We start from the raw sequence: 21,421 nt of genomic DNA on the forward strand, positions 1-21,421 counted from the left end.
CGTTCGATGGCTAGCTACGACGACACTTTTGCGCGCAGCGTCGACGACAGGGAGAACTTCTGGCTGCGGGCCGCGGCCGACGTCGAATGGTCGGTTCCACCGACGGTCGCGCTCGACGATTCGGCAGCGCCGATGTATCGCTGGTTCCCGGATGGTCGACTCAACACCTGCTACAACGCGCTCGATCGACACGTCGCTGCGGGACACGGTGACCGACTCGCGCTGATCTGGGACTCCGCGATGGTCGACGAGATCCGCGAGTACACCTACGCCGAGCTGCTCGTAGAGGTCTCACGATTCGCCGACGTGCTGCGCCGCCGGGGTGTCTCGCGCGGCGACCGGGTCATCATCTACATGCCGATGATCCCCGAGGCAGCCATTGCCATGCTCGCGTGCGCGCGGCTCGGCGCAGTGCACTCGGTGGTGTTCGGTGGCTTCGCCGCCCCCGAACTCGCCACACGCATCGACGACGCCGAGCCGGTGGCGATCGTGACCGCATCGGGCGGTCTGGAGCCTGGACGCAGCGTCGAGTATCTGCCGATGGTGGCAAGTGCCCTCGACCTCTCCGACAGCGCCGTCTCGACGGTCATCGTGAAGGATCGCCCGCAGGTGGCGGGCTCTGCCGCTGACTATGGCTCGTCGAGCAGAGAGGGGCGCACCTGGCTCGACTGGGATGCCGAGATGGAGACGGCCGGCCTCACCGAACCCGTCGACGTCGCGGCGGCCGACCCCCTCTACATCCTCTACACGTCGGGCACCACGGGAAAGCCCAAGGGGGTTGTGCGCGACAACGGCGGGCACGCTGTCGCACTGACCTGGTCGATGGCCAACATCTATGACATCGGCGCAGGCGATATCTGGTGGACCGCATCGGACGTCGGGTGGGTGGTCGGCCACTCGTACATCGTCTACGCGCCGCTGCTCGTCGGCGCGACGACGGTGATGTACGAGGGCAAACCGGTTGGCACACCTGATGCGGGAGCCTTCTGGCGAGTCATCGCCGAGCATCGAGTCAAAGCGCTGTTCACCGCGCCGACTGCGATCCGGGCCATCCGCAAGACCGACCCTGACGCGAAACTTCTTGACCAGTACGACATCTCGTCGCTCCGCGCGCTCTTCGTCGCGGGTGAGCGGCTCGACCCCGACACGCTCGCCTGGTCGTCGAACGTGCTCGGTGTACCGGTGATCGACCATTGGTGGCAGACCGAGACCGGTTGGGCGATCGCGGCCAATCTGCGTGGGCTGCAACCGATGCCGATCAAGGCGGGATCGGCGACTGTCGCCGTCCCGGGCTTCGGAGTCGGTGTCGTCGACGCCGAGGGGAACGTGGTCGATGCGGGCGTCGAAGGCAATATCGTGATCGCACTGCCGTTGCCGCCGGGCACACTGACCGGACTGTGGGGTGACGAAGAGCGCTATCGCAGTTCGTATCTCAACGCCTTCCCCGGCTACTACCTGACCGGCGACTCCGGATACATCGATCACGACGGGTACATCTTCATCCTCGGACGATCCGACGACGTGATCAACGTCGCCGGGCATCGCCTGTCGACCGGCAGCATCGAGGCTGTCGTGGCGTCGCATCCCGCGGTCGCCGAATGCGCCGTGATCGGTATCCACGACGACCTCAAGGGTCAACGCCCGAGCGGCTACGTCGTACTCAAGTCGGGTGTCGAGATCGAACCCGACACGCTGCGTGACGAACTGATCGCGAAAGTCCGCGACGAGATCGGACCGGTGGCTACGTTCCGCGACGTGACCGTGGTTGCCGCGCTACCGAAGACGCGGTCGGGCAAGATTCTGCGAAAGACCATGCGGCAGATCGCCGATCACCAGGAGTACGCCGTGCCGTCGACCATCGAGGATCCGGACGTACTGGCGCGGCTCGCGCAACAGATCGGGCAGTGACATCGCGGACATCGATCCCGACGCGCCGGCCGACCGTCCTCTGCACCTGCAGTTCGGAGCGATCGCACTGGTCTTTCTCGGGGGAATCTGTGGAACGGGTCTGCGCTATGTGATCGAGGAGGCGTTCCCCACGGTCGGCACCGGATGGCCGTGGGCGACGTTCGCGATCAACATCAGCGGTGCGTTCGTGCTCGGCGCGTTGCTGGGGTTCCTGGCACTTGTGGGTCCCGACGACGGTTGGCGTCGCAATGTCCGTGTCTTTGCGGGCACCGGACTCTGCGGGGCATTCACGACGTACTCCACGTTCGCGCTCGAGACCACGCAACTCGGCCATCACGGGCCGCCCGGCGTGGCGATCGCGTATGCGGTTCTCAGCGTCGTGCTCGGCGTGCTCGGCGCCTGGGCGGGCATCGTCGTGGCGGGTGCGGCTGGTCGACGGAATGCGGTGCGGCGAGGCGGTGTCTCGTGACGGTGCTGGCGATACTCATCGCAGGTGCGCTCGGAGCCGTGGCGCGGTTCGTCGTCGACGGCGCGATCAAACGTTGGCGAAACACGACGTTCCCGTGGGCGACGCTGATCATCAACGTCTCCGGCTCGTTGCTGCTGGGTGTGCTCGCGGGGTTGGTGATCTACCACGGGGCGCCGAGCGAGGTGCAGGCGATTGTCGGGACCGGATTCTGCGGCGGCTACACGACTTTCAGCACGGCGAGCGTCGAGACCGTGCGTCTGGCCGAGCGGCGCGCAGGCGGACTCGCGCTGTGCAACGCGCTGGGCTCGGTGGTTGCGGCCACTGCCGCCTGCGCCGTCGGGCTCGCGCTCGCGTGGGCCGTGTGAGCGGGCCGGCGGTGGGGTGATCTCGACAAGCTCGATCAGCGGTGGGGCGGCTCGATCAGCGGGGAGGGCGGCTCGGTCGGCGGGGTGATCTCGACAAGCTCGATCAGCGGTGGGGCGGCTCGGTCGGCGGTCGGGAAAGAGTCGAGCCCTGCGACACGGTGTGCCGCAGGGCTCGTGACTCGTCGAGAGTCAGTGTCTCACTTGAGTTCTGCGCTGCTCTTGTTCAGCACGCGGCGCGCGATGATGAGCTGCTGGATCTGCTGGGTGCCCTCGAAGATGTCGAGGATCTTCGAGTCGCGGGCCCACTTCTCGAGCAGCAGGCGCTCCGAATACCCAAGCGTGCCAGTCAGTTCGACGGCCTTGTTGGTGACATCGGTGACGGTGCGGCCGGCCTTGGCCTTGGCCATCGACGCCTGCAGCGAGTTGGGTTCCTTGTTGTCGGCCATCCACGTGGCGCGGATCGTCAACAGGTAGGCGGCCTCGAAGTCGGACTCCATCCGGATGAACTCGGCGGCTGCGGCGTGCTGGTTCTCGGCAGGCTTGTCGTAGTCGATCTCGATGCCCGCCTCCTCCAGGATGCGGCGCAACTCCTCGAGGGCGGCACGCGCAACACCGACGGCCATACCCGCGACGAGCGGACGGGTGTTGTCGAAGGTCTGCATGACCCCGCCGAAACCCTTCTTGGTATCCACCTCGGGGCTGCCGAGCAGATTCTCCTTGGGGATGCGGCAGTTCTCGAAGCGGATCACGGCGGTGTCGGAGACGCGGATGCCGAGCTTGTGCTCGAGTCGCACCACCTCGACGCCGGGATGCTCGCGCGGCACGACGAAGCTCTTGATTGCCGCGCGTCCGAGGCTGCGATCGACGCTGGCCCAGACGACGATGTGGGTGGCGCGCGAACCGGAGGTCACGAAGATCTTCTCGCCGTTGATCACGTACTCGTCGCCGTCGAGCTTGGCGGTGGCTGTCACCGCGGCCGAGTCGGAGCCGAAGCTGGGTTCGGTGATGGCCATGGCGGCCCACACCTTGCCGAAGCGCTTGAGCTGCTCGTCGGTGGCGACAGCGGCGATGGCCGAGTTGCCCAGTCCCTGATAGGGCATCGACAACGTCAAACCGACGTCGCCCCAACATGTTTCGATGACATTCATCACCGACTGCATGTTGCCGCCGTTGATATTTGCGCCCTCGCGCTCCGGCTTGGCCTTCTTCTCCTGGCTTCGCCCGCCGTCGGCACCCGCACCGGCCTGGCCGGTCTCGGCGAGGCCGTCGTACAGGCTTGCGAGAGTGTCGAGTTCGACGGGATAGGAGTGCTCGGCGAGGTCGTACTTGCGCGAGATGGGTCGGAAGATTTCGGCCGCGGCCTGGTGGGCCTGGTCGATCGTGGTGTTCAGCTTCCGGGGGAGTTCCAGATTGATTGCCATGTCAGATGCTTTCTCGGTCGGTCTCGTCGTCGGAAGACAGCCGCCGTCAGAGGACGACGATGCCCTCGCCGATGCCTGCGCCACGCAGATCGCGGTACCAACGCTCGACCGGGTGCTCCTTGGTGAAGCCGTGACCGCCGAGCAACTGCACGCCGTCGAGTCCGATCTGTAGGCCCTTGTCGATGGTCAGCTTGCGTGCGAGTGCCGATTCGCGCGCGAACGACAGACCCTGCTCGGCTCGCGATGCGCCACGCAGCGTGACCAGGCGGATGCCGTCGAGCTCGGTCGCGATGTTGGCGACCATGAAGGCCACGGCCTGCCGGTTGGAGATCGGCTCGCCGAATGCCTCACGCTCGTTGACGTAGGGGATCACGTAGTCGAGGACGGCCTTGCCGGTTCCGGCGGCAAGCGCCGACCAACCGAGGCGTGACAGACGTACGACGTCGCGATACGCGGCCAGGGCTGCCTCGCCGGCTTCTTCGCCGAGGAGCGCGCTTTCGGGGACGGCGACGTCTTGCAGCAGCAGACGACCCATACCTGCGGCGCGCACACCCATGCCCGGATCTGCTTCGACGATCAGTCCCTCGGAGTCGGATTCGACGATGAACAGCGCGGGCTGGCCGTCGAGCGCGGCTCCGACGATGAACAGTTCGGACGAACCAGCGGCAGGCACGAACGACTTCACGCCGTTGAGCCGGTAGCCGCTCGGCACCCGAGTTGCCTTGGTCTGCAACGAGAATGCGTCGAACAGCGCGCGCGGCTCCGCGATGACGACGGACGACTGCGGCACGTTCTCGCCTGCGAAGTCGGGCAGGTAGGTCTTCTGCTGGCTGTCGCTGCCGAAGTTGGTGAGAGTGGTTGCGACGCCGCTCGGGGCGAGGAGCGGGAGGGCAAGTCCCATGTCGCCGTAGGCCATTGCCTCGGCAACGAGGGCGTTGGTGACGACGCCACGCTCGGAAGCTGCGCCGTCGAACTGCTCGGGCACGTTGATCATCGTGATGCCGAGTTCGGCGGAGCGCTTGACGATGTCGTCAGGTGCGCTCGCGGCGGCGTCGGCATCGTAGGCGGCGGGGCGCAGGATCTCCTCGGCGAACTCCTTGACCGTCTCGGCGATCATCTGCTGCTCGTCGTCGGGGTTGAGGTTGAAGTAGTCCTTGGGCGTGGTGCTCAATCGCGCTGCGCCGCCGGAGCCGCCCTGCACCTTCTTGAACGCGCGGTTGGCTGCGCCAAGGGTTTGGAAGCCGGTCTTGGTTGCCTGGTAGGCGATCAGGTTGATGGGCTCACGGATCTGGTACTTCTCCGCGAAGTCGGAGCCGGTGACCGTCGTGAGCACCCGCATGGCGGTACCGATGGCATTGCGCTTGTGCGGGTTCTTGCCGACTGCTGAAGTGTCGCGGGGTTCGGTGTGAGTCGTCATGACAACCATTTCTCTTCGCACGGGTGCTGGAGCTGACCGTGAGCAGTATCTTACTCGGTAGTAAGTACGAACCTTACTACTCGGTAAGGAGATTGTCACGCGCTCGTCGAACATAGTGTTCTCCTCGCCGGTTTAGGCTGGTCACGTGTCAACTGATCGTGCCGACGTCCCTGGTCGCCATACCGCTGCGCCGTCGGGTTCGGATGGCCGACGAAGCCGAGTCGGACCGGCGATGGTGGTCGCCGTCGGCGGGGCGGCATTGCTCACCGCGATCGTGTGGCCACTGGACTCGGTCGATCACGGCCCCGACTTCTGCCCGTTCCGTGCGCTCACGGGTCTGCCGTGCCCGGGTTGCGGACTCACGCGCAGTTGGGTGCACCTCATGCACGGTGACGTGAGCGGGGCGTTCACCTACAACGTGTTCGGCCCGTTGACGCTGGCGGCGACCGCTATCGCAGTCGTGGCCGGAGCCGTGTGCCTCGTCGCCGGTCCGGGGGCATTGAGGCGACTGCGCCTACGTCGACTGCTGCCGGTGTTGGTGGTGGCGATCGGTGTGTGGCTTGTCTACGGAGTCGCCCGCATCGTCGACGCCGCTGCGGGATGGGGTGTGTTTCCCTCGGTCGTGTGACTCGGTGTTCGTTCGGATCAATGCGCAAACCCATATGTGAGAGCACAGTGGACACATGGAGATCACCCACTTCGGCCATTCCTGCGTGCTCGTCGAATTGGACGGGACGCGAATCCTCTTCGACCCGGGAACCATGTCGCACGGCTTCGAAGGACTCACCGGACTCGACGCGATCCTGATCACTCATCAGCATCCTGATCACTGCGACGTCGGGCGACTGCCGAATCTGGTCGGCGAGAACCCCCAGGCGATCCGTATCGCCGATCCGCAGACCGCCGCGCAACTCAACTCCGACGATGTGGCAGGGGAGTGGACCGCGGCGCTCGCGGGCGGCCAGGTCGGCGTCGGCGCGGTGACAGCTCGATTCACCGGAGGACGCCACGCTGTGATCCACCCCGAGATCCCCGTCGTCGACAACGTCGCGTATGTACTCGGAACAGCAACGGCTCCAGGACGTTTCATGCATCCGGGAGATTCGTTCTACATTCCGTTCGAGCAGGTCGACGTGCTCGCGCTGCCCTCGGCCGCGCCGTGGATGAAACTCAGCGAGTCGCTCGACTACCTGCGTGCGATGGCGCCGCGGGTCGCCGTCCCGATCCATCAGGCTGTGCTTTCCGACGCGGGGACCGGCGTTCACTACGCGCGGTTGCAGGAGATGAAGGATCCCGGCACCGAGTTCGTCGTGCTCGGCGAGGAGTCGGCGACCCAGGTGTGACGACCTCGTCGCGGCTCACGCGGGAGGGGCGAAGAACTCCAGCGCGATGTTGTCGGGGTCGCGGAAAGAAATGCCGGATCCGTAGCGCGCGTGCTTGATCTCGCTGTGCGCGACGCCGAGCTCGTCCAAGCGCACCAGCCAGTCGTCGAGTTCCGCACGACTGACGGCGAAGGCGATGTGGTCGAGTCCCGTCCTGTGTTCGTCGAAGCTTCCCGACGCCGCCGAGCCGGTGTGCGTGTGCAGTCCGAAGAGGGTTCCGCCGGCGAGCGTGAACACCGCGTGGTGGAAATCGCCGGACTCCTCGTCTTCGTCGAGGACGGGCGCGGCGTCGAACAGCGCTGTGTACCAACGAGTGCTGGCGTCGAGGTCGGTGACGGTAATGGCCACGTGGGTCAGTGCGGGAAAGCTGGGCATCGCGAATCTCCTGGAGCGTTGGGTCTCAGACGCACACGCTAGGAGCTGTCGGCGGTCGCCACGCGGGGATTGCGCACGGACTATCCGAGCGGGCAGGTAGCCCGGAGAGGACGCCGCGGGTTACGCCTCGAGTGCAGCGAGCACCTCGTCGTGGAGAAGTCCGTTGGTCGCGACCGCGCTGCCGCCGCCGGGACCGGGTGAGCCGTCGAGTGACGTGAACCGCCCGCCTGCTTCGCGGACCAGCACGTCGAGCGGGGCGAGATCCCATAGCGACACCTCGGGTTCTGCCGCGATGTCGACGGCGCCCTCGGCGACGAGGCAGTAGTTGAGGAAGTCGCCGTAGCCGCGCACGCGCCAGACACGGTCGGTGAGGTCGATGAACTTGTCGCGGACTCCGCGGTCGGCCCAGCCGGACAGGCTCGAGAAGGTCAGGCTCGACGACGCGAGGTCGGCGACATTCGAGACCGCGATCTGACGCGCGTCGCCGTGGTCGAACGCGACGAACGCACCGTGACCGGTGGCGGCCCACCAACGGCGGCTCAACGCAGGCGCCGACACCACGCCGACCACCGGCACGCCGTCGACCAACAAAGCGATCAGCGTGGCCCAGATCGGGACGCCGCGCACGAAGTTCTTTGTGCCGTCGATGGGGTCGACGACCCACTGCCGACCGGTCAGGACCGCGTCACCGCCGAACTCTTCGCCGAGGACCTCGTCGTCGGGGAAGACAGCCGCGAGCCGTTCGCGGATCATCTGTTCGCAGGCGAGGTCGGCGTCGGAGACCGGGGTGAGGTCGGGTTTGGCGTCGACCTCGAGGTCGATCGCGCCGAAGCGCCGCATCGTCAGCGCGTCGGCGGACTCTGCGAGAGAGAGCGCGAAATCGAGGTCGGCGGTGGCGTCGGAACCGGGCGTCGGAAGCACCCGGTCAGCGTAACGCTTGGCCGCGTTGCGAAAACTGTGGACTGATGGCTGCCACGATGACCGTCGACGCTGCGTTCGCCGCCCGAAATGCCCGGTCGGGTCGGTAGGGTTGATGCCATGTTGACCGTCATTCTCGTCATATTGCTCGTCGTCGCCGTGATCGCGATGATCATGCGTTTCCGCGGACAGCGGATCGGCGGATTCGGTGGGAACACGGCGGGCTACGCGCAAGGAACGCTGACCGTCACGGGCGTGAGTGATCAGGCCGAACCCGACAGCAAGGGGCAAGCGTTCTGCACCATCTCCGGAACGATCAACGGTCCGGGAACCAACCCGACCGAGGTGTACGGAACGATGATCCTCACCGAGGGCGAACCGTGGCCGCAGATCGGATCCGAGCATGCCGTGGTCTACAAACCGGGGAAGACCGCGACGACGTGGAGTTTCGGCCAATTGCCTCCCATGCAGACACCCGACGTGCCGCCCTCGGTACCGCCGTCGGCGTGAGGAGTGGGGGCACATCGGCAATCAGCAGTCGGTACCCTGGTAAACCGTGCATCCTGACGTAGCAACCGATCTCGAATCGCTCGACTCGACCCTGACGACCGTCGAGAAAGTCCTCGACGTCGAGGAGTTGCGTCGGCGGATCGACGAGCTCGAGATGCAGGCGTCCGACCCGGATCTGTGGAACGACCAAGACCACGCGCAGAAGGTGACAAGCGAACTCTCGCACGCCCAGGCGGAGCTGCGTCGCGTCACCGAGTTGCGGCAGCGACTCGATGACATGCCCGTCCACTACGAACTCGCGGAGTCCGAAGAAGGTGAGGCGCGCACGTCGGCGCTGGCCGACGCCGACGCCGAGCGCGAATCCCTGCGCAGCGACATCCAGGCGATGGAAGTCAAGACCATGCTCGCCGGCGAGTACGACTCGCGCGACGCCGTGGTCAACATCAGGTCGGGTGCGGGCGGCGTCGACGCCGCCGATTGGGCGCAGATGCTGATGCGTATGTACGTCCGCTGGGCGGAGAAGCACGGCTACGGCGTCGAGGTCTACGACACGTCGTACGCGGAGGAAGCGGGCTTGAAGTCGGCGACGTTCGCGGTCAAGTCGCCCTATATGTACGGCACGCTCTCGGTGGAGCAGGGCACGCACCGGTTGGTGCGCATCAGCCCGTTCGACAACCAGGGCCGTCGCCAGACCTCGTTCGCCGAGGTCGAGGTGCTGCCCGTCGTCGAGACCACCGACCACATCGACGTCGACGAAAACGACGTGAAGGTCGACGTCTACCGGTCGTCGGGTCCCGGCGGTCAGTCGGTCAACACCACCGACTCGGCCGTGCGGTTGACCCACATCCCGACCGGCATCGTCGTGACCTGTCAGAACGAGAAGAGCCAGCTGCAGAACAAGGCGTCGGCGATGCGGGTGCTGCAGGCCAAGCTCCTCGCCCGCAAACAGCAGGAGGAGCGCGCAGAGCTCGACGCACTGAAGGGCGACGGCGGATCGAGCTGGGGCAACCAGATGCGTTCCTACGTGCTGCACCCCTATCAGATGGTCAAGGACCTGCGGACCAACGTCGAGAACAACAACCCGACCACGGTTCTCGACGGCGACATCGACGAGTTCATCGAAGCCGGCATCCGCTGGCGGATGGCTGATGCCGATGCGTGAGGTCTTCGCGCAGGCAGGTTCGTCGGTGCTGGCGCGGGCCGACCTCACCACACTCGCGTTCGCACCCGGTGCGACGGAGTCGGTGATCGGGCGCTTCTACCGGTGGATGGCCACGAACGGCCTCGAAATCGTCATCTGGATCCTCGGCGGCATCCTCGTCGTGCGGTTCATCCGCTGGTCGGCGCAGAAGTTCAACGACCGTATCGAGGCCAAGTTCCACAACAGTGATCTGATTGTGCAGAGCGAGGACTCCAAACACCGCCGCGCGATGATCGACGTGGTGTCGTGGACGCTTGTCGTCGTCGTCGGCATCATCGTGTTCCTGCACATCCTCACGGTGTTCAAGGTGCCGTTGTCAGGCCTGGTCGGCCCGACTGCCGTCGTCGGTGCGGCACTCGGTTTCGGTGCCCAACGGGTGGTCCAAGACATCCTCGCGGGATTCTTCGTGGTCGCCGAACGGCAGTACGGATACGGCGACGTCGTGGCTCTGACCGTCACCGGCAACGGCGAAGCCGAGGGAACCGTCGAGGACGTGACGTTGCGCATCACCCGACTTCGCACATCCGAGGGCGAGGTCATCACCGTTCCCAACGGGCAGGTCATCAAGACCACAAACCGCTCGAAGGACTGGGCGAGAGCCGTCGTCGACGTTCCGGTGCCCGCCGACTCCGACATCGGAGTGGTCAACGAGGTTCTCTCCGAGGTTGGCCAGCGCTTCTACAACGATCCGTACTGGCACGACTTGCTTCTCGACGCGCCGTCGCCGCTCGGTGTGACAAACCTCGAGCTCGATTCGATGACCGTCAGGATGGTGACCAGGACCCTGCCCGGCAAACAGTTCGAGGTCAGTCGTGCGCTGCGCGCATGGATTGTGCGCGCGCTGGCTCGCCGCGGTATCAACGTCGCCTCGGGTAAAGAGGTGCAGGCGGGGTCAGCGCCGCCCAGCGGTCATTCCGAAGCCGACGCACAAGCATCGTCGGGGGGTGACAAGTGATGGTTCACCGTCATGACGGCCCCGACCACAGCGCGGGTCGATCCGACGACGACGCCGCGAAGGCAGCGGCCGAGGAGGTCGTCGCCAAGATCGAGCAGGCAGAAGCCGCCGCCGACAAGCAGGAAAACGCTAAACGCAACGGCAACAGCAACGGCGACGCGAATGCCGACTTGGACGCAAAGGACGACTCGGACGCGGATCGCACGGTGGCCCCGCAGCCGCGCACGGACGAGATCGGCAATCCACACAGTCTGCGCCACCGACGCGACTGGCACCACATTCCGCACACCGGGGTCCGTACCAGTACGGCGATCGTGTCGGTGCTTTTCATCGTGTGCGTCATTGTCTACGGCTACACCTCGCAGCGGTACGGAATCGTCGACGCTCCTGCGCCCCAGCCGACTCATCACCGCACGTCGGTCGAGACGACTCCGGAGACGACGTACTCGACGCCGTCCTCGTCGTATCCCTCGACGTCGGTGCCGTCGGGCGTCTCGGGTGAGTCGGGTAGTCCGAGCGAAGAGCCCGGTCAGGGAGGCGCCGTTCCGGGCACCCAGAGTGGGCAACCGACCACGACCGGTGGCAACGGCTTCTCGGACTTCTTCAACAACCGGAACAACCAGCAGGAGACGACAGCAGTCCCGTCGCGCTGACCGAGCGGGTCGGCGCGCGGGTGCGCACCTGAACAGACCTCTCAGGCGTCACCGTTACACTCTGTTGTCGTGATCAAGCTGGAGAACGTGACGATGAAGTACAAGGCATCCAGCCGACCCGCCCTCACCGACCTCGATCTCGAGGTCGACAAGGGCGAATTCGCGTTCCTCATCGGCCCCTCCGGTTCAGGCAAGTCGACGTTCTTCCGGCTGCTGCTCAAAGAGGATCGGCCGACGAAGGGTGAGGTGTACGTCGGCGAATTCCACGTGAACCGCCTTCGCGGACGATCGGTACCCAAACTGCGTCAGTCCATCGGGTGCGTGTTCCAGGACTTCCGGTTGCTGCAGCAGAAGTCGGTGGCCGACAACGTGGCGTTCGCGCTCGAGGTGATCGGCAAGCAGCCGTCGACCATTCGTCGTGTGGTGCCGGAGGTTCTCGAGTACGTGGGTCTCGAGGGCAAACAGGACCGCATGCCCTATGAGTTGTCGGGCGGCGAGATGCAACGTGTCGCCATCGCGCGGGCGATCGTCAACCGGCCACTTGTCCTGCTCGCCGACGAGCCGACGGGCAACCTCGATCCGGAGACCAGCGAAGAGATCGTCGACGTGCTCGACCGCGTCAACCGGCGCGGAACCACCGTCGTCATGGCGACGCACGATCGGCACATCGTCGACGCGATGCGACGTCGGGTACTCGAGTTCGACAACGGCAGACTCGTCCGCAACGACGCACAAGGCGTGTACGGCATCGGCTGACCGTCGATCCGGGGTGAGTGCGACTACGCGCCACCGACCGCTTCGACGCCCGTCAGTCCGCGTACCACCGAGCCGCGCACCACACAGACCAAAGGACGTGTAGCACCAGCATGCGAGCGAACTTCATCATCAGAGAGGTCCTCAACGGTCTCCGCCGCAACGTCACGATGACGGTCGCGATGATCCTCACCACTGCCATTACCCTCGGCATGCTCGGTGGCGGATTGTTGGTCATCCAGATGGCGAACAAGAGTCAGAAGATCTTCCTCGACCGCGTCGAGATGCAGTTCTACATCAACGACGACGTCAGTGCGGCCGACCCCGACTGCCAACGCGCACCGTGTTCGACGCTGCGCACCAACCTGGAGAACGAGCCGGGCGTCGGCTCGGTGACCTACGTCAGCAAGGCGGACGCCTACAAGGCGGCGAAGGCGGCGTTCGAGCAGAGCGCACCCGAGATCGCCGACATGATCTCGCCCGACGCCAACCCCGCGTCGCTCAAGGTTCGGATGAGCGACGCGAGCCAGTTCGGTGCCGTGCTCGACAAATATGCCGACCGGAAGGATCTGGGCGTCGACGGCGTTCTAGATCAGCGAGAGTTGGTGAAACGCATCTTCAGCGTGCTCGACGGTGTGCGCAACGCGGCGTTCGCGGTGGCCGCGGTCCTTGCGGTGGCGGCGATCCTACTGATCGTCAATACAGTTCAGGTCGCGGCGTTCACCCGGCGGACAGAGGTGTCGATCATGCGGCTTGTCGGTGCGACCCGTTGGTACACGCAGCTACCCTTCCTCTTGGAAGCGGTGGTCTCGGCGTTCATCGGTTCGCTGCTGGCGATAGCCGGTCTGTTCGCGGCGAAGGTGTTCTTCTTCGACAAGGCGTTGAACGACCTCTACGGCGTCAACATCCTGGCCAGGATCACCGCGGGCGACGTGTTGTTCGTGTCGCCGTGGCTGATCCTCGCCGGAATTGTGTTGGCAGGCGCGACGGCGTATGTCACGCTGCGTGTCTATGTTCGTGAGTAATAGCGGGCTGTAGCGAGGAGGCTCGGAGCGACGGCTGGCCGACGATTAGCGACAGAAAGGGCTGAGTGATGGCGAGGGAGAAGGGGCGCAACGTGATTGCGTCGAATCGGAAGGCTCGCCATAACTACGCCATCCTGGACACCTACGAAGCCGGTGTCGCTTTGGTCGGCACCGAGGTCAAGAGTCTTCGGGAGGGCAAGGCGTCGTTGGTCGACGCATTCGCCACCATCGACGACGGCGAGGTGTGGCTGCGTGGCCTCAACATTGCCGAGTACGGGCGCGGTTCGTGGACGAACCACACGCCGCTGCGCAAGCGCAAGCTCCTCATGCATCGCAGTGAGATCGACAATCTGATCGGCAAGATCCGCGACGGCAACCTCACCTTGGTGCCCCTGTCGCTGTACTTCAACGACGGCAAGGTCAAGGTCGAGCTCGCGCTCGCACGCGGTAAGCAGGCACACGACAAGCGCCACGACATTGCTCGACGCACCGCGCAGCGTGAGGTCGAACGCGAGCTGGGTCGTCGCGTCAAGGGCATGTGACCGCGACGTCGACGTCTCGTGGAGCGCGCTTCCCGGTGGTTGCCGCCGTCGTGGCGGTGATCGCTGTGTTGGCGGCTGTCGCGTGCGCGCCGCAGCAGGAGGGTCGGATCGGCGGTGACGGACCCGCGATCCCCGGGCTTGCGGGGGTTCCGCCGATGGGGTGGAACAGTTGGAACACCTTCGGATGTCGGATCACCGAGCAGATCATCCGTGCGCAGGCCGATGCGCTGGTGTCGTCGGGACTGCGCGATGCCGGTTACAAGTACGTGATCGTCGACGATTGCTGGGCTGCTCCGCAGCGCGACGCCTCCGGCAGGCTGCAGGCAGATCCGGTTCGATTTCCGTCGGGTATGGCCGCTCTTGGGGACTACCTCCATCAGCGTGGCCTACTTTTCGGGATCTATTCAGGCGCACGGGATAAGACCTGCACCCAGTTCCAGGGCACGTATCCGGGCGCGACGGGCAGCGGTGGCCACGAGGCAACCGACGCCCAGACATTCGCCGGATGGGGCGTCGACTATCTCAAGTACGACTGGTGCTCGTCCGACACTTCTCACGACGATCAGGTCTCATCGTTCACCGCGATGCGAAATGCGTTGCGCGACACGGACCGTCGAATCGTGTTTGCGATCAATCCCAACAGCGGCGTCGCGGGATCGGTACCCGGTGCCGAATTCGATTGGGGCGGAACAGCAACCACGACGCGTGTGACCAACGACGTCACGCCCGCATGGTCGACCGCGAATGGATCGTCGGGATATCAGGGCATCGTAAACATCGTCGACGCCGCGGGGCCGTTGACCGCACGGGTGAAGCCGGGTTCGTTCATCGACCCGGACATGCTGGTCGTCGGATCAACTGGGCTCACACCCGCGCAGCAGCGCACTCAGATCTCGATGTGGTCGATGATGGCTGCGCCTCTGATCGCGGGAAACGACCTGACGAACATGTCGCAGCAGACTCTCGACACGTTGCGTAACGCGGCAATCATTGCGATCGACCAGGATTCGCGAGTCGTCGCCGGTGCGATGGTCGACGACGACCCTGAGGTGTGGTCGCGGGCCATCGGCGAGAAGGGGTTGGTCATCTCGCTGACCAACCGCGCCGATCATGCGCGCACGCTGTCGGTGTCGTTGGGAAGCATCGGACTCGTTGGCGATGCGTCGGTGACCGGTGTGGACGCGTGGACCGGGCGCTCTTTCACGGCGCAGCACGGCGAGTTGTCGGTACCTGTCGGCGTGCACGACACGGTGGTCCTCGAGATCCGCTGAGTGTGATCACTTCGCGAGGTGCGGTGTCGTTAACGGCTCGAAGGTGTCTGGGGACGCTCATTTGGGTCGCGATCCGGTGACGACTGACCGTTAGCGGCGCGTCAAGTCTGGAAGGTTGCTGTGAGTGTCGGTAGACATGCCGGGTGATCACGAGGGGACTACCACAAACGGAACATAAGCCACAGGCGTCACAGGCGACGCGAGCATGGCGACCGGTGAAGACGCCGAGGCGTTCTCGACGCGGGACGTCGATCGTCGCCACGTTGCTGGCCGTTGTCATAGCGGTTGCGGGGGCAGCGCTCACGGGTACCGCGGTCGCGGCTCCTGCTTCGGCGGCGGTGGTGCGGATCGACCGGGTCGACGACCAACTGTCGATCGTCTACGTGTACTCGCCGTCGATGAGCAAGGTGATCCCGAATCAGGTGTTGCGACCGCGAGGCGACGGCTCGGCGCCTGTCTTCTACCTGCTCAACGGACGGTCAGGCGGCGTCGAAGGTGACAGTTGGCTCAAGCAGACCGATTACCGATCGTTCTTTGCTGCAAGAACGTGACCGTGGTGTCGCCACTGGGTGGGCCGTACTCGTGGTACGCCGACTGGCAGCGGCCGGACCCTGCGCTCGGCGTCAACAAGTGGGAGACCTATCTGCTGCGCGAACTACCGGCCGCCATCGCAGGTCCCTTGCGGGCGAACGGCCGCAACGCGATCGCAGGTTTGTCGCTCTCCGGAGGTCCCGCGCTCGACATCGCCGGCCGCGGCGGATCGCTCTATCGTGCCGCGGCGTCGTACAGCGGTTGCCCCGCCATCAGTGCGCCACCCGCGACCGCAGGCGTCTTGGCGACGACCTCGATCGGTGGTGGCAACGCGCTGAACATGTTCGGACCTCCCGGATCGCCCGCATGGGTTGATCACGACCCATCGCGGAACCCGACGCGGCTGCGTGGCAAGGCGATCTACCCGGGCGCGGCGTCTGGCCTACCGGGACGCACCGACGGCGCTCCCGTTGGCGCGCCGTCGCTGCTGGCCGGACCTGCCGAGGTGGAGATGGGAACGCGCTGGTGCACCGACCAGATGGCCGCGGCACTGAACGGCGCGGGAGTACCGCACACGTACCGAGTGTTCGACCAGGGTGCGCACACGTGGTCGCTGTTCGCCACCGAGATGCGCGACAGTTGGCGGGTGATCGGACCAGCGCTCGGCGCGTGAGAGGGCGCTTTGAACCGAGCCGCCGAGAAAAGGGAATGAACAGCGAGCCGCAGGTTGTTATAGTGGAGCTTCCGCCGGTTTCCGGTGGAACCATCTCGGGGCTGATCGGTTTCGACTACGTGCGTCGAGGTGGGGGAAGCGTGTCGGTGCAGGCCAGAGACCACCGTTAAGCGTCGCGGCAACCAATTAAGCGCCGATAAGAATCAGCGCGACTACGCACTCGCTGCCTGACAGCGACTGCGTGTCTGTCGGCCCGGGTTTTGCTCCCTTACCCGGTGCCGGCATCATCTCGGGGAGCTCACCGTCCACTCCGGTCGCGGGAGTGAACGGGACAACTCACAGCGACTGGGATCGTCATCTCGGCTTGTTCGCGTGACCGAGAGATCCGAGTAGAGATATAGCGGACTGCACACGGAGAAGCCCTACCGAAGCGACGGAGGACCCGGGTTCAATTCCCGGCAGCTCCACGAAGGCCTCCCACCTGTTTACTCAGGTGGGAGGCTTTTTTGTGCGGTGCCGTCGCCGTACATGGTGAGCCAGAACGATCGAGCCATGGCTGCGGCGAATGCGTGGTCTTGGGCGTCGTCGGCGAGTTGCATGACGTCGGAGAAGCCTGCCTGCATGCCTACGACGATGAATCGCGCAGTCTGGTCGGGTTCGATGTCGGGGGACACGAGACCCGCGGCCTGTTCGGTGCGGATTCGTTCGGCGATATCGGCTGTGTAGTTCTGCAGGCCTCGTCGAAAGTTGTCGCCGAAGCGGGTGTCGGTGCTGGTCGTCTCGAGGTACGCACGCCAGATCACGCGGTAGCGGCGGGCTGAGGCGAGGAGTTCGACGATGACGTCGGTGAGGGCCTCCGGACGTGCCTGCGACGGTTCCTTCCAATAGCGGTCGGCCGTGGCCACGAACTCTGCGAGCAGGGGAGCGGTGAGCTGCAGAATCAGCGCGGTCTTGTCGGGGAACCACTGGTAGAACGTCGACCGCGAGACGTCGGCGACCTCGAGGATGCGTTCGACGGGGATGTCGGCGTAGTGCTCGCCGGTTTCCAGAATTTCCGATGCAGCATCGAGAATTCGACTCTCCGACATCGTTTTCCGCCTACCCGCCCTCGGCATGCGCAACACGGTACCGCGTGGGACAACCGGACGATGCCCGGTGCGCAGCGCGCATCGGGTTTCCGCGATAGCCGATGGACTTACGCGCCCTCGGCGAGCGCACGACCGACGAGGTCGAGTGCCGAACCCTGCCACAGGGAGATGTGGTCGAGCATCGCGTGCCGACCCCCCGGCACCGAGACGAACGTGGCGTCGTAACCGTCGTCGCGCAGTTCGGCTATGCCTTCGGCGGTGCGTCGAGCTGAGGTGAGTGTGTCGGCGTCGCCGTGGATGGCGCGCACGTGGGCGCCTCGACGGATCTGACGCCAGTCGCGATGCTGCCACCACGGGGCCAGCGCGAGTAGGCCGGTGACCCGTGGGTCGGCGCCGAGGTGTGCCGCGACGCGTCCACCCATCGAGTGTCCGATGAGTACGACGGGAACGTCGGGGTTGTCGCGCGTGATCGAATCGAGCGCTGCTCGCGCATACGGTAAGGGACTTGCCTGGCCGCCGTTCCAGCCGTACACGCGGTAGCGCACCTGCCGTACGTCGACGGCGCTGCCGAACCGCGCGCGGATCGACCACGTGAACGGGTACATCCTCAGTGCTGTTCCCTGGGTCGCTCGGAAAGGTCGGTAGCTGTCGTCGGTGCCACCGGGCAGGACGAGCACGTTGAGTCGCGGAGTCATCGACTCCAGCATGCCGCTGACGGAACAAGGGACTGACGGCGGCGCCGGTTTCGGGCACAATCTAGGACTATGGCTTCTCCTCGTGCCGGCACTCCGGCTCAGCCCGAAGACCTCATCGACGTCGACGCTGTCGTCGGCGCCTATTACGACAGGGTGCCCGACCCGGATGATCCCGGGCAGCGCGTCGTCTTCGGTACCTCGGGGCACAGGGGGTCAAGCCTCGACTCGGCTTTCAACGAAGCACACATCCTCGCGATCACACAGGCGATCGTCGAGTACCGCACGGGCGCGGGTATCACCGGCCCGCTGTTCATCGGGTTCGACACGCACGCACTGTCGATTCCCGCGTGGAAGTCCGCACTCGAAGTTCTGGTCGCCAACGGGGTGACCGTCTATACCGCAGAAGACGACACCTACACGCCCACCCCTGCTGTCAGCCGTGCGATCCTCACCTTCAACGCTGCCAATCCCGGTGTCGAGTCCGACGGCATTGTCGTCACCCCGTCGCACAATCCGCCGCGTGACGGTGGCTTCAAGTACGACCCGCCGACCGGCGGACCCGCCGATACGACGATCACGTCGTGGGTCGCCAACCGCGCCAACGAGCTGCTTACGGCGAAACTCGATGGGGTCAAACGGATTTCGTTCGAGAAGGCCCGACGCGACGACTTGGTGCACGACTATTCGTTCGTCATGAACTACACCGACGGACTGGGGTCGGTCGTCGACCTCGAGGCGATCCGCAACGCAGGGGTTCACATCGGTGCCGACCCCCTCGGTGGTGCATCGGTCGGCTATTGGGCTGCCATCGGATTCCGCTACAACCTCGACAAGCTCACCGTCGTGAATCCGACTGTGGACCCGACGTTTTCGTTCATGACGCTCGACACCGACGGCCAGATCCGGATGGACTGTTCATCGCCGGACGCGATGGCGTCGCTCATCGATTCGCGTGATTCCTACGACATCGCGACCGGTAACGACACCGACGCCGACCGCCACGGCATCGTCACCCCCGACGGCGGGTTGATGAACCCCAATCACTATCTGGCCGTTGCGATCGACTATCTGTACACGCATCGGTCGAACTGGTCGCCCGATGCCGCGGTCGGGAAGACGCTGGTGAGTTCGAGTCTCATCGACCGAGTCGTCGCCGGTATCGGCAGAAAACTGATCGAGGTGCCCGTCGGATTCAAGTGGTTCGTCGACGGCCTGCTCGATGGCAGTATCGCGTTCGGCGGCGAAGAGAGTGCAGGCGCGTCGTTTCTCATGTTCGACGGCAGTCCGTGGTCGACCGACAAAGACGGCATCATCATGGCGTTGTTGGCGTCGGAGATCTTGGCGGTGACCGGCAAGACGCCGTCGGAGCGCTACCGCGAGCTGGCCGCGGAGTACGGCGAATCCGCTTATGCCAGAACGGATGCGCCTGCCACGCGCGAACAGAAGGCGGTGCTGGCGAACCTTTCCGCTGATCAGATCACCGCCACCGATCTGGCCGGGGATCCGATCACCGCGGTGATGACGAAAGCGCCGGGCAACGACGCGCCGATCGGCGGCGTGAAGGTGACCACCGCGGACGCCTGGTTCGCCGCACGACCGTCGGGTACCGAAGACAAGTACAAGATCTATGCCGAATCGTTCAAGGGTGTCGACCACCTCGCGAAGGTTCAGGAGCAAGCGCAGGAGGTCGTCGACGCCGCACTGTCGTGACTCGTTGGTGCTGTCGTCAATTGCTGGTGCGTTAGGCTCGCCCGTGGTGCCACGCTGCTGATCGGTGTTGCACACCTGCTCCATGGGAGGGCACGGCGACCACACGAAGGATGATCTGTGACTGACAGGCGTAAGCCACCCGCATCGACGTCAAAACACCAGCCTCGCGCGACGTCGAGCACCTCGACGTATGTGTTGCTAGGAATCGCCGTTGTGGTGGTGATCGCTCTGGTCGTCGGCGGCGTTCTGTGGAACCGCAATCGCGATCACGGCGGAACAGCCAACGAGCAGGTCCTCAATTCCAACGCCGCGTTGATCATCGGTGCTCCCGACTCGAAGACGACGATCGACGTCTTCGAGGACTTCATGTGCCCCGTGTGCAAGCAGTTCGAGGAGCAGTCGGGTCAGGCGATTGTCAGCGCCGTCGATGCGGGCAGGCTTCGGGTTCGCTACCACATGCTGAACTTCCTCAATCGTCAGTCGGCGTCGGGTAGTTACTCGAGTCGTGCCGCGGGCGCACTGCAATGTGTTGGCGCAGGCGAAAACAAAGAGGTCTTCTTCAAGTTCCACTCCGCGCTGTTCGCAGATCAGCCGAAGGAAGGTGGCGACTCCGATAAGTCGAACGCCGACCTGGCGAAGGTCGCGGCCGAGCAGGGCGCCAACGGGGTGACGCAGAAATGCATCGCCGACGGGGCCAAGGTCGCCGAGGGCGAGAAGGCGGCTGAGGAGTCGGAGAATCAACTGGCCAAGGCCACCGGCGGGCAGGTTGCCACACCGACAGTGCTCTCCGGAGGCGTGCCTGTTGACGGAATTCTCAACGGAACCGGATGGCTCGACGCCCTGCTCGGCAAGGCGAGTGAATAGTCGGGGTAGCGCCATGCTGTCGCAACCCCGCTGCAACGGTCGCAGATCTCAAACACGTTGCGACGACGCGACGCGAGAGCGCAATGGCGCGAAATCGCGCGATTGCTGTCGTTTTGGTGGCACCCTGGGTATCACTTGTTATCAGGGGGGCCTGATCGGCGTGCTCGGGGGCCCACTCGGTGTTCTGCTCGGATTCGGTCTCGGTGCCGCAGGCGGCGCGCTCGTTGATGCCAGCCGCTCCGACGACCTCGACGACGCGATCACGGAGTTCGGCAAGACTGTTCGCCCCGGCGGCAACGCCATCATCGCGCAGACCGACGAGGCCGACACCGCAGCTCTCGACGCCCTGGTGACCAAGTACGACGGTGCCATCGTGCGTCGCCCGCTCGACGAGGTTCTGGCCGAGCTCGAGGCTCAGCAGGACGCTGCAGAGGCTGCAGCCGAGGCCGCTCGTAAGAAGCTCCACGACGAGAAGAAGGCTGAGAAGAAGGAGAAGCGCGAAGAGCGCGTCGAAAAGCTGAAGGCGAAGTTCTCCTGAGCTGACACTCCTACTGCTTGAGCGAGACCCCTTCGACGACGCGTCGAAGGGGTCTCGTTCTGTTTGTGGCGGGTTTGGGTATTGGCGAATCTTGTTGCGGCAGTATGGACTTCCTCGGGCGTGTGATGTCGGCGACCTGATGTATGCAGATGAGCGA

Annotated in this window: 24 protein-coding genes and 1 other RNA gene; 19 read left to right on the forward strand and 6 right to left on the reverse strand. The window is 64.9% G+C overall.

The window, feature by feature from the left end:
* Positions 1–6 precede the first annotated feature (6 nt).
* From A5788_RS01295 to crcB (A5788_RS01305), 3 genes are read left to right on the forward strand one after another with little or no spacing between them, the layout of a single operon-like run.
* Positions 7–1,908: a propionyl-CoA synthetase gene (locus A5788_RS01295; RefSeq protein ID WP_064870557.1), complete on the forward strand. Its 1,902-nt coding sequence runs from the start codon at positions 7–9 to the stop codon at positions 1,906–1,908.
* Entirely contained in the window at positions 1,865–2,377 is a 513-nt protein-coding gene (gene crcB, locus A5788_RS01300) for a fluoride efflux transporter CrcB (RefSeq protein ID WP_064870565.1), read from the forward strand. The genes A5788_RS01295 and crcB (A5788_RS01300) overlap by 44 nt, the downstream gene beginning before the upstream one ends.
* Positions 2,374–2,742, forward strand: a complete 369-nt coding sequence (gene crcB, locus A5788_RS01305; protein WP_064870558.1) for a fluoride efflux transporter CrcB — start codon at positions 2,374–2,376, stop codon at positions 2,740–2,742. The genes crcB (A5788_RS01300) and crcB (A5788_RS01305) overlap by 4 nt, the downstream gene beginning before the upstream one ends.
* Positions 2,743–2,939: 197 nt before the next feature.
* Here the strand turns inward: crcB (A5788_RS01305) and A5788_RS01310 are convergent, their stop codons facing one another.
* Both A5788_RS01310 and A5788_RS01315 read right to left on the reverse strand, forming a co-directional pair.
* Entirely contained in the window at positions 2,940–4,163 is a 1,224-nt protein-coding gene (locus tag A5788_RS01310) for an acyl-CoA dehydrogenase family protein (RefSeq protein ID WP_049698991.1), read from the reverse strand.
* 46 nt (positions 4,164–4,209) lie between these two features.
* Complete coding sequence (locus tag A5788_RS01315; protein WP_064868259.1) at positions 4,210–5,580, reverse strand: acyl-CoA dehydrogenase family protein; 1,371 nt, start codon at positions 5,578–5,580, stop codon at positions 4,210–4,212.
* A gap of 145 nt (positions 5,581–5,725) precedes the next feature.
* Between A5788_RS01315 and A5788_RS01320 the strand changes: the two genes are divergently transcribed.
* Both A5788_RS01320 and A5788_RS01325 read left to right on the forward strand, forming a co-directional pair.
* A complete protein-coding gene (locus A5788_RS01320; RefSeq protein ID WP_049698992.1) occupies positions 5,726–6,208 on the forward strand; it encodes a DUF2752 domain-containing protein in 483 nt (160 codons plus the stop codon).
* A gap of 55 nt (positions 6,209–6,263) precedes the next feature.
* A complete protein-coding gene (locus tag A5788_RS01325; RefSeq protein ID WP_064868247.1) occupies positions 6,264–6,923 on the forward strand; it encodes an MBL fold metallo-hydrolase in 660 nt (219 codons plus the stop codon).
* Between the two features lie 15 nt (positions 6,924–6,938).
* Here the strand turns inward: A5788_RS01325 and A5788_RS01330 are convergent, their stop codons facing one another.
* Positions 6,939–7,337, reverse strand: coding sequence for a VOC family protein (locus A5788_RS01330; protein WP_064868244.1), 399 nt, complete (start codon positions 7,335–7,337; stop codon positions 6,939–6,941).
* A gap of 120 nt (positions 7,338–7,457) precedes the next feature.
* Complete coding sequence (gene hisN, locus A5788_RS01335; protein WP_064868241.1) at positions 7,458–8,258, reverse strand: histidinol-phosphatase; 801 nt, start codon at positions 8,256–8,258, stop codon at positions 7,458–7,460.
* Positions 8,259–8,375: 117 nt separating this feature from the next.
* Between hisN and A5788_RS01340 the strand changes: the two genes are divergently transcribed.
* The 11 genes from A5788_RS01340 (at position 8,376) to ssrA (ending at position 16,839) form a co-directional block, all read left to right on the forward strand.
* Entirely contained in the window at positions 8,376–8,765 is a 390-nt protein-coding gene (locus tag A5788_RS01340; RefSeq protein ID WP_049698996.1) for a hypothetical protein, read from the forward strand.
* A gap of 46 nt (positions 8,766–8,811) precedes the next feature.
* On the forward strand, positions 8,812–9,927 hold the full coding sequence (gene prfB / locus A5788_RS01345) for a peptide chain release factor 2 (RefSeq protein WP_064862386.1): 1,116 nt from the start codon (positions 8,812–8,814) through the stop codon (positions 9,925–9,927).
* Positions 9,920–10,921, forward strand: a complete 1,002-nt coding sequence (locus tag A5788_RS01350) for a mechanosensitive ion channel family protein (protein WP_152930072.1) — start codon at positions 9,920–9,922, stop codon at positions 10,919–10,921. The genes prfB and A5788_RS01350 overlap by 8 nt, the downstream gene beginning before the upstream one ends.
* Positions 10,921–11,574, forward strand: a complete 654-nt coding sequence (locus tag A5788_RS01355; protein WP_064868238.1) for a hypothetical protein — start codon at positions 10,921–10,923, stop codon at positions 11,572–11,574. The genes A5788_RS01350 and A5788_RS01355 overlap by 1 nt, the downstream gene beginning before the upstream one ends.
* Positions 11,575–11,643: 69 nt before the next feature.
* Complete coding sequence (gene ftsE / locus A5788_RS01360) at positions 11,644–12,330, forward strand: cell division ATP-binding protein FtsE (protein WP_049698999.1); 687 nt, start codon at positions 11,644–11,646, stop codon at positions 12,328–12,330.
* Between the two features lie 110 nt (positions 12,331–12,440).
* Complete coding sequence (gene ftsX, locus A5788_RS01365; RefSeq protein WP_064868256.1) at positions 12,441–13,352, forward strand: permease-like cell division protein FtsX; 912 nt, start codon at positions 12,441–12,443, stop codon at positions 13,350–13,352.
* Between the two features lie 68 nt (positions 13,353–13,420).
* Complete coding sequence (smpB, locus tag A5788_RS01370; RefSeq protein WP_064868235.1) at positions 13,421–13,894, forward strand: SsrA-binding protein SmpB; 474 nt, start codon at positions 13,421–13,423, stop codon at positions 13,892–13,894.
* Positions 13,895–13,944: 50 nt separating this feature from the next.
* Positions 13,945–15,165: a glycoside hydrolase family 27 protein gene (locus A5788_RS01375; RefSeq protein WP_082937809.1), complete on the forward strand. Its 1,221-nt coding sequence runs from the start codon at positions 13,945–13,947 to the stop codon at positions 15,163–15,165.
* Positions 15,166–15,380: 215 nt separating this feature from the next.
* Positions 15,381–15,716: a hypothetical protein gene (locus A5788_RS24190; protein ID WP_231894055.1), complete on the forward strand. Its 336-nt coding sequence runs from the start codon at positions 15,381–15,383 to the stop codon at positions 15,714–15,716.
* Positions 15,713–16,369, forward strand: coding sequence for an alpha/beta hydrolase (locus tag A5788_RS01380; RefSeq protein WP_231895590.1), 657 nt, complete (start codon positions 15,713–15,715; stop codon positions 16,367–16,369). The genes A5788_RS24190 and A5788_RS01380 overlap by 4 nt, the downstream gene beginning before the upstream one ends.
* A 97-nt stretch (positions 16,370–16,466) precedes the next feature.
* Positions 16,467–16,839, forward strand: a transfer-messenger RNA (tmRNA) gene (gene ssrA, locus A5788_RS01385).
* A 15-nt stretch (positions 16,840–16,854) separates the two neighbouring features.
* Here ssrA and A5788_RS01390 read toward each other — a convergent pair.
* Complete coding sequence (locus A5788_RS01390) at positions 16,855–17,457, reverse strand: TetR/AcrR family transcriptional regulator (protein WP_064868229.1); 603 nt, start codon at positions 17,455–17,457, stop codon at positions 16,855–16,857.
* 107 nt (positions 17,458–17,564) lie between these two features.
* Complete coding sequence (locus A5788_RS01395) at positions 17,565–18,152, reverse strand: alpha/beta hydrolase (protein ID WP_064868253.1); 588 nt, start codon at positions 18,150–18,152, stop codon at positions 17,565–17,567.
* Between the two features lie 69 nt (positions 18,153–18,221).
* On the opposite strand from A5788_RS01395, the gene pgm reads away from it, so the two are divergent.
* The 3 genes from pgm to A5788_RS01410 all read left to right on the forward strand — a co-directional run bounded on the left by pgm (position 18,222) and on the right by A5788_RS01410 (position 21,264).
* On the forward strand, positions 18,222–19,862 hold the full coding sequence (pgm, locus tag A5788_RS01400) for a phosphoglucomutase (alpha-D-glucose-1,6-bisphosphate-dependent) (protein WP_049698545.1): 1,641 nt from the start codon (positions 18,222–18,224) through the stop codon (positions 19,860–19,862).
* A 117-nt stretch (positions 19,863–19,979) separates the two neighbouring features.
* Positions 19,980–20,726, forward strand: a complete 747-nt coding sequence (locus tag A5788_RS01405; protein WP_049698544.1) for a DsbA family protein — start codon at positions 19,980–19,982, stop codon at positions 20,724–20,726.
* A gap of 13 nt (positions 20,727–20,739) precedes the next feature.
* Positions 20,740–21,264 carry a DUF1269 domain-containing protein gene (locus A5788_RS01410; RefSeq protein WP_269449555.1) on the forward strand — a complete coding sequence of 175 codons (525 nt, stop codon included), beginning with the start codon at positions 20,740–20,742 and terminating at the stop codon, positions 21,262–21,264.
* The last annotated feature ends 157 nt before the right edge of the window (positions 21,265–21,421 follow it).

Source organism: Gordonia sp. 852002-50816_SCH5313054-c, assembly GCF_001665925.1.
In the GTDB taxonomy this organism is placed as follows: domain Bacteria; phylum Actinomycetota; class Actinomycetes; order Mycobacteriales; family Mycobacteriaceae; genus Gordonia; species Gordonia jacobaea.

Excerpts from the sequence above, each read along its gene's own strand:
- A5788_RS01295 (WP_064870557.1), top strand. The coding sequence starts at position 7 with ATGGCTAGCTACGACGACACTTTTGCGCGCAGCGTCGACGACAGGGAG.
- A5788_RS01310 (WP_049698991.1), bottom strand. The coding sequence starts at position 4,163 with ATGGCAATCAATCTGGAACTCCCCCGGAAGCTGAACACCACGATCGAC.
- A5788_RS01315 (WP_064868259.1), bottom strand. The coding sequence starts at position 5,580 with ATGACGACTCACACCGAACCCCGCGACACTTCAGCAGTCGGCAAGAAC.
- A5788_RS01325 (WP_064868247.1), top strand. The coding sequence starts at position 6,264 with ATGGAGATCACCCACTTCGGCCATTCCTGCGTGCTCGTCGAATTGGAC.
- A5788_RS01330 (WP_064868244.1), bottom strand. The coding sequence starts at position 7,337 with ATGCCCAGCTTTCCCGCACTGACCCACGTGGCCATTACCGTCACCGAC.
- A5788_RS01340 (WP_049698996.1), top strand. The coding sequence starts at position 8,376 with ATGTTGACCGTCATTCTCGTCATATTGCTCGTCGTCGCCGTGATCGCG.
- A5788_RS01350 (WP_152930072.1), top strand. The coding sequence starts at position 9,920 with ATGCGTGAGGTCTTCGCGCAGGCAGGTTCGTCGGTGCTGGCGCGGGCC.
- A5788_RS01355 (WP_064868238.1), top strand. The coding sequence starts at position 10,921 with ATGGTTCACCGTCATGACGGCCCCGACCACAGCGCGGGTCGATCCGAC.
- ftsX (WP_064868256.1), top strand. The coding sequence starts at position 12,441 with ATGCGAGCGAACTTCATCATCAGAGAGGTCCTCAACGGTCTCCGCCGC.
- smpB (WP_064868235.1), top strand. The coding sequence starts at position 13,421 with ATGGCGAGGGAGAAGGGGCGCAACGTGATTGCGTCGAATCGGAAGGCT.
- A5788_RS01390 (WP_064868229.1), bottom strand. The coding sequence starts at position 17,457 with ATGTCGGAGAGTCGAATTCTCGATGCTGCATCGGAAATTCTGGAAACC.
- A5788_RS01395 (WP_064868253.1), bottom strand. The coding sequence starts at position 18,152 with ATGACTCCGCGACTCAACGTGCTCGTCCTGCCCGGTGGCACCGACGAC.
- pgm (WP_049698545.1), top strand. The coding sequence starts at position 18,222 with ATGGCTTCTCCTCGTGCCGGCACTCCGGCTCAGCCCGAAGACCTCATC.
- A5788_RS01410 (WP_269449555.1), top strand. The coding sequence starts at position 20,740 with ATGCTGTCGCAACCCCGCTGCAACGGTCGCAGATCTCAAACACGTTGC.